This window comes from Cupriavidus basilensis, assembly GCF_029335485.1.
Lineage (GTDB): Bacteria > Pseudomonadota > Gammaproteobacteria > Burkholderiales > Burkholderiaceae > Cupriavidus > Cupriavidus basilensis_E.
Genome location: NZ_JARJLM010000100.1, coordinates 1 through 3,161 on the forward strand (window position 1 = coordinate 1; position 3,161 = coordinate 3,161).

The following is a 3,161-nucleotide window of genomic DNA, read 5'->3' on the forward strand; positions in this document are numbered from 1 at the left end:
ATGAAGGCGTCCAGCACGCCGGCACGCTCGCCGCCCGCACGGTTGCGCCATGCCGTCACCGCTCCCGCGGGCGCGGCGCCGCAGGCAGGGAGGGCGAGCGGCAGGCCGCTGCGCAACAGCTGGGGCCGCATTTCAGGGAAGCAAACAGAGCGGCTGTGCTTGGGGGTCTTGCAATAATGAAGGCATGTGAAACCGTGGCGATACGGCCTTGGTCCTCCGAAACAGGCCGGTAGGAAAAAGGCAATCAGGCTGCCAGCGCCGGCGTGCGCTCAGCCGCGCCCGAACGCCACCACATCGTCGACTTCGACGCGAATGCCGATGTGCTCGCCGACGGCGTGATCATGGTGCGAGGGCACCAGCGACAGCACGCGCCCGCCGCCGGCCAGGCGCAGCGTGTACAGGATCTCGGCGCCCCGGAAGGCCTTGTTGAGTATCTCTGCCCGCAGCGGGCTCGCATCGTCATGGACGATATCGTCGGGACGGATCAGCACGTCGACGGTGGCGGGCGGCATGCCCAGCGCTTCGCGGCTGTGCAGCGTGCCGAGTTCCAGTGCGACCGCGTGCGGGCTTTCGAGGCGGCCCGGCATCAGCACACCCTGGCCGATGAAATCCGCGACGACGCGCGTGGCCGGGCGGTGATAGAGATTGTGGGCGCTATCCCACTGCTCGATCGCCCCGGCGTGCATCACGCCGATTTCATCGGCCATGGCAAAGGCCTCGTACTGATCATGCGTGACCAGGATGGCGGTGGTGCCTTGCGCCTTGAGGATGGCGCGGACTTCCAGGCTCAAGCGCTCGCGCAGGTCGACGTCGAGATTCGAGAACGGTTCGTCGAGCAGCAGCAGCTCCGGACGCGGCGCCAGGGCGCGTGCCAGCGCCACCCGCTGTTGCTGGCCGCCTGACAGTTCATGCGGGAACTTGCCACCGCTGCCAGCCAGGCCCACCAGCGCCAGCATTTCCCCGACCCGCGCGGCGCGCTCGCCACGGCGCGCGGCATGCAGCCCGAAGCCGACGTTGTCGGCCACGCTGAGGTGCGGGAACAGGGCGTAGTCCTGGAACACCATGCCGATGCGCCGATGCTCGGGCGCCACGGCGAAGCCCGGCGACGACATCACCGCCCCGTCCAGCAGGATACGGCCTTCGCGCAGCGGCTCGAAGCCGGCGATGGCGCGCAGCACGGTGGTCTTGCCGCAGCCGCTGGGGCCGAGCAGGCAGGCGATGCTGCCGCGCGCCAGGGTGAAGGACAGGCCGTTGACGACGGACTGGCTGCCAAAGCCATGATGGATGCGATCGACCTCGATCAGCGTATCGGATCGCGTTTGCATGGACGGACTGGAATGGGGATAGCCTCGCATGGCCAGCATTATAGGGAGAGCCGGCCCGTGCGTGTCGCGCGCCGCCGCCGGCCCGCTGCCACCCGTTGCTAGAATGCTGTGCATGCCCGCCGGCGCACGCGGACCAACGCACGCGGCCGGCTAGCGTGCTGCGGCGCTCCGGCGCTCCAGCACCCTCACCCAGACGTTCCAGCCACCAACGCATGAGCCTGCTTCGCCCAAGCCGTACCCGCAGTTTGCCCCCGCTGGCCCTGGTCGCCGGCCTCGCCGCGCTGTTGATCGCGCTGCCGATTGCGCAAGTGGCCGGCAGCCTGCTCGCGCCCAGCGGCGACACCTGGCGCCACCTTGCCGATACGGTGCTGGCGGAGTACGTCGGCAATACGCTCTGGCTGCTCGCGGGCGTATGTGCCGGCGTGCTGGTGCTTGGCGTGCCCACCGCCTGGCTGGTCAGCACCTACCGCTTTGCCGGACGTGCCTGGCTGGAATGGGCGCTGGTGCTGCCGCTGGCGATGCCGGCCTACGTGATCGCCTACGCCTATACGGACGCGCTGCAGTTCGCCGGCCCGGTGCAAAGCTGGCTGCGCGAGGTGACCGGCTGGCGCGCCCGCGAGTACTGGTTCCCCGATATCCGCTCGCTGGGCGGCGCCATCGTGCTGTTCACGCTGGTGCTGTATCCCTATGTCTACCTGACCGCGCGCGCGGCCTTCCTGCAGCAGACCCTGAACACGCTGGAGGCGGCGCGCCTGCTGGGCCATGGCACCTGGGGCAGCGTCTGGCGCGTGATGCTGCCGCTGGCGCGCCCCGGCATCGTGGCCGGCACGGCGCTGGCGCTGATGGAGACGCTGGCCGATTTCGGCACCGTGGCCTACTTCGGCATCCCGACCTTCTCCACCGGCATCTACCGCGCCTGGTTCTCGCTGGGCGACAAGAACGCCGCGGCCCAGTTGTCGGCCTGCATGCTGGTGTTCGTGATCGGCATCCTGCTGGCGGAGCGTGCCAGCCGGGGACGCGCGCGCGTGCATGGCGGCCAGCGCCGCGCCCCGGCCTACCGCCTGCACGGCTGGCGGGCCGCGCTGGCGCTGCTGGCGTGCGCGCTGCCCGTGCTGCTGGGTTTTGCCGTCCCGGCGCTGATGCTGTGCAAGATGGCGCTGTCCGAGGGCGACGCGCAGTTTGGCCCGCGCTTCATCGGGCTGGTGCGCAACAGCTTCCTGCTGGCCAGCGTCACCGCGCTGGTGGCCGTGCTGGCAGCGCTGGTGATCGGCTACGCCGGGCGCGGCATGGCGGCGGGCCGGGGCTGGCTGCTGCGCGCGCTGACGCGGGTATGCGGGATGGGCTATGCGCTGCCCGGCTCGGTGGTCGCGGTGGGAGTGCTGGTGCCGGTGGCGCGGCTGGACAATGTCCTGTCGTCCTGGCTGCAACAGCACATGGGATTGTCGGTCGGGCTGCTGCTGACAGGCGGCGTCGCCGCGCTGGTCTATGCCTACCTGGTGCGCTTTCTCGGCGTAGCGCTGCAAACCGTCAACGCCGGCCTGGGCAAGATCACGCCAGGCATGGACGCCGCAGCGCGCAGCCTGGGCCACGGCCCCGCCGCCACGCTGCGGCGCGTGCATCTGCCCATGCTGCGCGGCAGCCTGCTGACCGCTGCGCTGATCGTCTTCGTCGACGTCATGAAGGAATTGCCCGCCACCTTCGTGATGCGGCCGTTCAACTTCGATACGCTGGCCGTGCAGGCCTACAACCTGGCCTCGGACGAGCGCCTGGCCGAAGCTGCCACGGCGTCGCTGGTGATCGTCGCCGTGGGGCTGCTGCCGGTCATCCTGCTGTCGC

General features: G+C 70.0%; 2 protein-coding genes. One reads left to right on the top strand and one right to left on the bottom strand.

The features are described from left to right. Positions 1 to 269: 269 nt before the first annotated feature. Positions 270 to 1,325 carry an ABC transporter ATP-binding protein gene (locus tag P3W85_RS05920; RefSeq protein WP_430869502.1) on the bottom strand — a complete coding sequence of 352 codons (1,056 nt, stop codon included), beginning with the start codon at positions 1,323 to 1,325 and terminating at the stop codon, positions 270 to 272. 212 nt (positions 1,326 to 1,537) lie between these two features. Between P3W85_RS05920 and P3W85_RS05925 the strand changes: the two genes are divergently transcribed. Further along, on the top strand, positions 1,538 to 3,161 hold a 1,624-nt coding region (locus P3W85_RS05925), incomplete at its 3' end, for an ABC transporter permease (RefSeq protein ID WP_276264090.1).

Excerpts from the sequence above, each read along its gene's own strand:
- P3W85_RS05920 (WP_430869502.1), bottom strand. The coding sequence starts at position 1,325 with ATGCAAACGCGATCCGATACGCTGATCGAGGTCGATCGCATCCATCAT.